Origin of the sequence: Catenulispora pinistramenti, from assembly GCF_018274385.1 — a bacterium.
Lineage (GTDB): Bacteria > Actinomycetota > Actinomycetes > Streptomycetales > Catenulisporaceae > Catenulispora > Catenulispora pinistramenti.
In genome coordinates, this window is sequence record NZ_JAAFYZ010000067.1 from 37,936 (window position 1) to 44,351 (window position 6,416).

General features: G+C 69.1%; 5 protein-coding genes. 4 read left to right on the forward strand and 1 reads right to left on the reverse strand.

Annotated elements, in window-relative coordinates; translation table 11 throughout:
- Window positions 1-48: 48 nt before the first annotated feature.
- From KGQ19_RS20605 to KGQ19_RS20620, 4 genes are all read left to right on the forward strand, one after another.
- Window positions 49-1,032: an NADP-dependent oxidoreductase gene (locus tag KGQ19_RS20605; RefSeq protein WP_212010831.1), complete on the forward strand. Its 984-nt coding sequence runs from the start codon at window positions 49-51 to the stop codon at window positions 1,030-1,032.
- A 236-nt stretch (window positions 1,033-1,268) separates the two neighbouring features.
- Window positions 1,269-3,407 (forward strand): DUF6421 family protein, encoded by a 2,139-nt coding sequence (locus KGQ19_RS20610; RefSeq protein WP_212010832.1) that lies wholly within the window; start codon window positions 1,269-1,271, stop codon window positions 3,405-3,407.
- A 69-nt stretch (window positions 3,408-3,476) separates the two neighbouring features.
- Window positions 3,477-4,190 (forward strand): SDR family oxidoreductase, encoded by a 714-nt coding sequence (locus KGQ19_RS20615; RefSeq protein ID WP_194892569.1) that lies wholly within the window; start codon window positions 3,477-3,479, stop codon window positions 4,188-4,190.
- Window positions 4,191-4,280: 90 nt separating this feature from the next.
- Window positions 4,281-5,342, forward strand: coding sequence for a threonine aldolase family protein (locus KGQ19_RS20620; RefSeq protein ID WP_212010833.1), 1,062 nt, complete (start codon window positions 4,281-4,283; stop codon window positions 5,340-5,342).
- 41 nt (window positions 5,343-5,383) lie between these two features.
- Here the strand turns inward: KGQ19_RS20620 and KGQ19_RS20625 are convergent, their stop codons facing one another.
- Window positions 5,384-5,905 carry an AAA family ATPase gene (locus KGQ19_RS20625; RefSeq protein ID WP_212010834.1) on the reverse strand — a complete coding sequence of 174 codons (522 nt, stop codon included), beginning with the start codon at window positions 5,903-5,905 and terminating at the stop codon, window positions 5,384-5,386.
- Between the last annotated feature and the right edge of the window lie 511 nt (window positions 5,906-6,416).

Consider the following 6,416-nt stretch of genomic DNA (forward strand, 5'->3'; position numbering starts at 1 on the left):
CCATCGGGCCACTGTCGTGGCCCGGGCCCGATCCGGGACCGTAGAGCCATGACCGACCAGCCTTTGAACACCACACAGACCATGCGCGCGATCGTCGCCGCCGAGCCCGGCCCGGCCGCCGTGCTCAAGGAGATCCGCGTCCCCAAGCCCCAGCCCGGCCTCACCGAAGTGCTGGTCCGAGTACACGCCGCCGCCATCAACCCGACCGATTGGAAGACCCGTGCCAACGGCTGGGCGGGCCGCCGCGGCGCCATCGAAGAGGGCGTCATCCTCGGCTGGGACGTCTCCGGGGTGGTCGAGGCAGTCGGCCGCGGCGTCACCCTCTTCCAGCCCGGCGACGAGGTCTTCGGCATGCCGCTGTTCCCGACCTTCGCCGGCGGCTACAGCGAGTACGTCACCGCCCCGGCCCGCCACTTCGCCCGCAAGCCCGAAGGCCTGACCCACGTCCAGGCCGCCGCGCTGCCGCTGGCCTCGCTCACCGCCTACCAGGCGCTGCACGACTTCGCGAACGTGCAGCCGGGCCAGAAGGTGCTCATCCACGCCGCGGCCGGCGGCGTCGGCCACTTCGCCGTGCAGATCGCCAAGGCGCTCGGCGCGCACGTCATCGGCACCGCCAGCGCCGCCAAGCACGACTTCGTGCGCGGTCTGGGCGCCGACGAGGTGATCGACTACCGCGAGGTGGACTTCGCCGAGGCGGTGAGCGGCGTCGACGTCGTCATCGACACGATCGGCGGCGACTACTTCGACCGCTCGCTGCGCACCTTGAACCCCGGCGGCACGCTGGTTGCGCTGAACTACGACGTGGACGCCGCGATGCGGGCGCGCGCCGCAGAGCGCGGCGTTACCTCCGACTTCCTGCTGGTCGAGCCGGACCTCGGCGGCCTGACCGCGATCCGGGCCCTGGTGGCGGACGGCCGGCTGCGCCCGGTGATCGACACCACGCTGCCGTTGGCCGAGGCCGCGAAGGCGCACGAGATCGGCGAGACCAACCGGGCCAGCGGCAAGATCGTCCTGACCGTCGTGGACGACTGATCCTGACCGTCGTGGACGACTGATCGGCCGCTGACGATCTGCTCACGAGCGTGCCCCGGACCATACTGCTGGTCGGGGGCACGCTCGTCTTCGATCGCGAGGCCGATCGGCCCCATTACCCGCGGCGAACGCAAGGTAATCCGGCGATCAAGGATTGAATCCGAAGGATTTTCATCGGTAGACTGGTCGTACACTATTTCTTCCACTGCTCATCAGACGATCAGGCGAGGTGACACATGCGGCAGCAGCACACGGGAATCCTGCGAGTCTTGTTCGACGAGGCGCACAGCGAGGCCTGGACCATCGATCCGGCCAGGGCCCTGGCCATGAATCCGGTGAATCCGGCCGACGCCGGGTACACGCATGCCGCTGATCTCCTGCGCGGACGGGGCTACGAGGTCCACGCTTTCCGCGACGGCGCGTTCGCCCCCGAGGGCCTGGCCGGCTCCGACGTCCTGGTGATCGCGCACCCGGCCGATCCGGCCCGCGAGCGCACCACCGGCGTCGGCAGCCCGGTGTTCACCGCTGCCGAGCTGGACGTCCTGCAGACCTACGTGGCCGCCGGCGGCGGTCTGGTGCTGCTGGCCGACAGCGAGCAGGACAACGGCTCCAACCTGGCCGCGCTGCTCGGCCGGTTCGGCGTCGGCATGGACCACTTCACGGTCCAGGACGCCGCGCGCCGGCACAACGGCAACGCCCGCTGGGTGCTGGCCGAGCGGGCCGCGCTGCCGGAGAGCCGGATCGAGCCGGAGGACGTGCTGGCCGGTATCGCCGAGGTCTGCTTCTACCGCTCCGGCACCTTGTTCACCGCCCAGGACGCCGACATCCTGCCGCTGCTGAACTCCTCGCCCACCGCCGACCCCGCCGACCGGCCGCTGGCCGTCGGCGTCCGGTTCGGCAAGGGCCGGGTCGCGGTGTTCGCCGACTCCGACATGTTCGGCGACGACTCGATCGCCGACTACGACCACCGCGCGCTCTGGATCAACGCCGTCACCTGGGCCTCGCGCCGGCCGAAGCAGAACGCCGGAGCCGACGCCGAGCCGCACCCGGTCGCGTCCTCGGCGGCCTTCGGCGAGCTGAAGGCCGCCATCGAGGAGCTGCGTCCGCTCCAGTCCAAGGACGGCTCGATCGACTTCGAGGCCGGACATGACCGCGCTCAGGCCGAGGGCCTGGCCAGGCGGATCGGCGCCGCCGTGGAGGCTCTGGCGCCGGAGTACCCGCACGACGCCGACTACCTCGACGCGTTCGGCAAGGACCTGCGCCGCTGGGCCGAGGACGGCTTCGGCGTGCCGGACTTCCTGGACACGCTGAGCGCGTTCCACCCGGCCGCGCAGCGCGAGGACGGCCGCGAACACCTCGTGGTGTTCCCGATGTACACCCAGAACGGCAACCTGGACCGCAACTTCGAGGCGCTGATCATCCGTACGGTGTGGCCGGACTGGATCGCCGAGCTTGAGCGGGACAAGTACCCGAACCCGCAGTTCGTGCCGATCGAGTTCGTCTCGGCCGACGCCTTCACCGCCGGCTACGACACCAACAGCGCGGTGCTGTTCCCGGAGACCGTCGCCGTTCGCGAGACGCCGGTGTTCACCTGGGGCGCCATCATGCAGGACCGCGAGGCCGCGCGGTTCCGGATGGTCACCTCGTCCGCCGCGGCCACCCTGAAGATGTCGCTGCCGCCGGACGCCGCGCGGCTGCTGGAGGACCAGCGGCTGACGCAGGAGGTGTTCGTGCTCTGGGACCTGATCCACGACCGCACGCACAGCCACGGCGACCTGCCGTTCGACCCGTTCATGATCAAGCAGCGGATGCCGTACTTCCTGTACTCGCTGGAAGAGCTGCGCTGCGACCTGACGACGTTCCGCGCCGCGGTGCGGATGGAACGCGAAGGCGGCGCCGGCGCCTCGCACGCCCGCCTGGTCCAGTACACGATCCTGTTCGACCGCATCTTCCGCTTCCCGATCACCGGCGGCCGGGTCCGCAACTACGACGGCCTGGGCGGCCAACTGCTGTTCGCCTACCTGCACCGCAACGGCGTGGTCAACTGGACCGACAACCGGCTGGCCGTGGACTGGGCCCGGATCGCCGACGCGGTGATCGAGCTGGCCGCCGAGGTGGAGACGCTGTACCGGGACGGCATCGACCGTCCCAAGCCCGCGCACTGGATGGCCGCGTACCAACTGGTCGCCGGGTACGTCGCCCCGAACCCGAACTCGGTGTGGGCCCAGGGCGTCGCCGCACTGCCGCTGGACGGCCCGCCGAAGGGGCTGGTCGACGCGGTGCTGCCGGACGAGTTCCCGCTGTCGATGTTCTACGAGGCCCTGAACAAGAAGCTGAAGCCGGTGATCGAGGCGACCCGGGGCGTCACGGCCTGATCCGGCGCCCCCATATCCTGTCCGCACACTGATCCGCGGGTCTGAAGTCTGAATGGAGACAGCAGCACCATGAGCCTTAACAACCAGTCCGTGGTCGTGGTGGCCGGCGCCGGCGGCGGGGCCGGCGGCGCCGTGGTGCGGGCCCTGACCGCGGCCGGCGCGACCGTCATCGGCATCGACACCACGACCGAGAACGCCGAGCGGGCCGCGGCGGTCGCCGTCGGACCGGGCCGCGCCGTCCCGGCCGTGGTGGACCTGCTCGACGCCGAGGCGACCAAGGCGTTCGCCGAGGGCGTGCTGAAGGACTACGGCCGGGTGGACGGCGTGATCCACCTGGTCGGCGGCTGGCGCGGTTCGAAGAGCTTCGGCGAGACCAAGCTGGCGGACTGGGACCTGCTGCACAAGCTGCTGGTCCAGACCCTGCAGCACACCTCGCTGGCCTTCCACGACGCCCTGGACGCCGCCGGGGACGGCCGCTTCGTGCTGATCTCGGCGACCGCGGCCTCCGCCCCGACCGCCGGCAACGCCGCCTACGGCGCGGCCAAGGCCGCCGCCGAGGCCTGGACCCTGGCGCTGGCCGACAACTTCAAGAAGGGCGGCGACAACGCGGCCGCGGTGGTGCTGGTGGTCAAGGCACTGCTGACCGACGCCATGAAGGAAGCCAAGCCGGAGGGCAAGTTCCCCGGCTACACCCACGTGGACGACCTGGCCGCCGAGATCGTGAAGCTGTTCGCCCAGCCGGCCGCCGAGGTCAACGGCACCCGCGTCCGCCTCGCGCCCTGAGCTGTGTATCCGTCTTTGACATCCCTGTCCGTCTTTGACATCTGTATCCGTCTTTGACCTGATCCGTCTTTGACTCATAAGGAACCACCCGTGACCATCACCCGTCGCCACGACCTGGACTACCGCGGCTTCGCCAGCGACAACTACGCCGGGATCCACCCGGAGATCCTGGAGGCGATCGCCGTCGCCAACGGCGGTCACCAGATCTCCTACGGCGAGGACGTCTACACCGAGCACCTCCAGGAGATCTTCCAGGGCCACTTCGGCCCGCGCGCCGAGGCCTTCCCGGTGTTCAACGGCACCGGCGCCAACGTGGTCGCGATGGACTCGATGATCGAGCGCTGGGGCTCGGTGATCACCGCGGCGACCGCGCACATCAACGTCGACGAATGCGGCGCCCCGGAGAAGGTCGGCGGCCTGAAGCTGCTGACCGTGGCCACCCCGGACGGCAAACTCACCCCGGAGCTGATCGACACCCACGCCTGGGGCTGGGGCGACCAGCACCGCGCGCAGCCGCTGGTGGTCGCGATCACCCAGTCCACCGAGCTCGGGACCTGCTACACCCCCGAGGAGATCAAGGCGATCTGCGACCACGCGCACCAGCACGGCATGAAGGTCTTCCTGGACGGCTCCCGCCTGGTCAACGCCGCCGCCACCCTGGGCCGCCCCTTCCGCGAGTTCACCACCGACGCCGGCGTGGACGTCCTGAGCTTCGGCGGCACCAAGAACGGCCTGATGCTGGGCGAGTGCGTGGTGGTACTCAACCCCGACGCCGCACACGGCGTGCAGTACCTGCGCAAGATGTCGATGCAGCTGGCCTCCAAGATGCGCTTCATCTCGGCCCAGTTCGAAGCCCTGCTCTCCGGCGACCTGTGGCTGCGCAACGCCTCCCACGCCAACGCGATGGCCCAGCGCCTCGCCACGGCGGTCCGCGACGTCCCGGGCGTGACCGTCACCCAGCAGGTACAGGCGAACGCGGTATTCGCGCTCCTCCCACGCGACGTCACCGAGCGCCTCCAGAAACGCTTCCGCTTCTACACCTGGAACGAGCACACCGGCGAGGTCCGCTGGATGTGCTCCTTCGACACCACGGAGGCGGACATCGACGCGTTCGCGGCCGCGGTGCGCGAGGAGATGAGCCACGGGAGCTAAGGCCTAAGGCGCGCCTTCCAGGCCGGTCGGCTCACCCGAGGCTATCGCCGCGGGGCGAGCCAACCGGCCTTCTCGATGATCTCGCGAGCCGAGTCCCCCTCCGAGCGGTTGTGCGTGGAGACGACGAAGTCCCGGATCCTGTCGAGGTCGGTCCGCGCCCGGAAGACGTCGACCCAGCGGCGCAGCCGTTCCCGCCAGAACTCGTTCGGCTCACGCGCCGCCACCCGCTGCTTGAGAACGGCCTCCGGCGCGGTCAACTCGCACACGGCGAGGCTCGCGCCAGGCACCGCTTCGCGCAGAAGCGCCAACTCCTTCTCGTCCTCGATGACGCCGGACAGCAGGAGCCTGAGACCGGGAATCGCGGCGTAGTGAGGATAGATCGCCTTAAGATTCGCGCGCGCGAAAGAATGATCCTGGCCCGGGAACACCAGGGAGATCTCATCCAGATCGATCACCCCGTGGGGCACGTCGGCCTCCCGAAGGACTTCGGAGACGGCCCGGGCCAGGGTCGTCTTTCCGGAACCCGGCGATCCGTGCAGGAACAGTACATCGATGTTTTCCACTTGCTGAACTTAATGCCGTGTCAGGCAATCTTGCCGGGAGTTTGCGACGTGGTTCGTGAGGTGGTTCGTGAGGTGGTTTGCGACGTGGTCCGTGACGTGTCGGTCGGCGGGCGGGATCCGTTGTCGGGTGGAGCTTGTTGGGGGCTGGAGTTTGCGGGCCGGGTTGCGGTTGGGGTGTGGGTTTCAAAGCTTTTTACGGCCTTCGGTCATAGTTGTGCCGGTTCGGGGTTCGGGTCGGCGAGTCTGTGTGTCGGCTGCCGGTTCGCGCGTTCACAACCCCGCCGCACCTCAGGCCTCTTCAACTCCAGCAAGTCAGAGCACGGGCACAGACAAGATCAACAGCCACAGGCCAGATCAAGAGCTGAAGGTCAAGAGCTGAAGGTCAAGGTCAAGGTCAAGGGCTAGCCGGAAAATGGAGGTGCCGATGGCAGGGTGGAGTGTTCCGGCTGCCCGGAAGGTTTGTGGTTGTGGCGGGTGGGGGCTGGGTCAGGCTGCTTCGGTGAGGGGGACG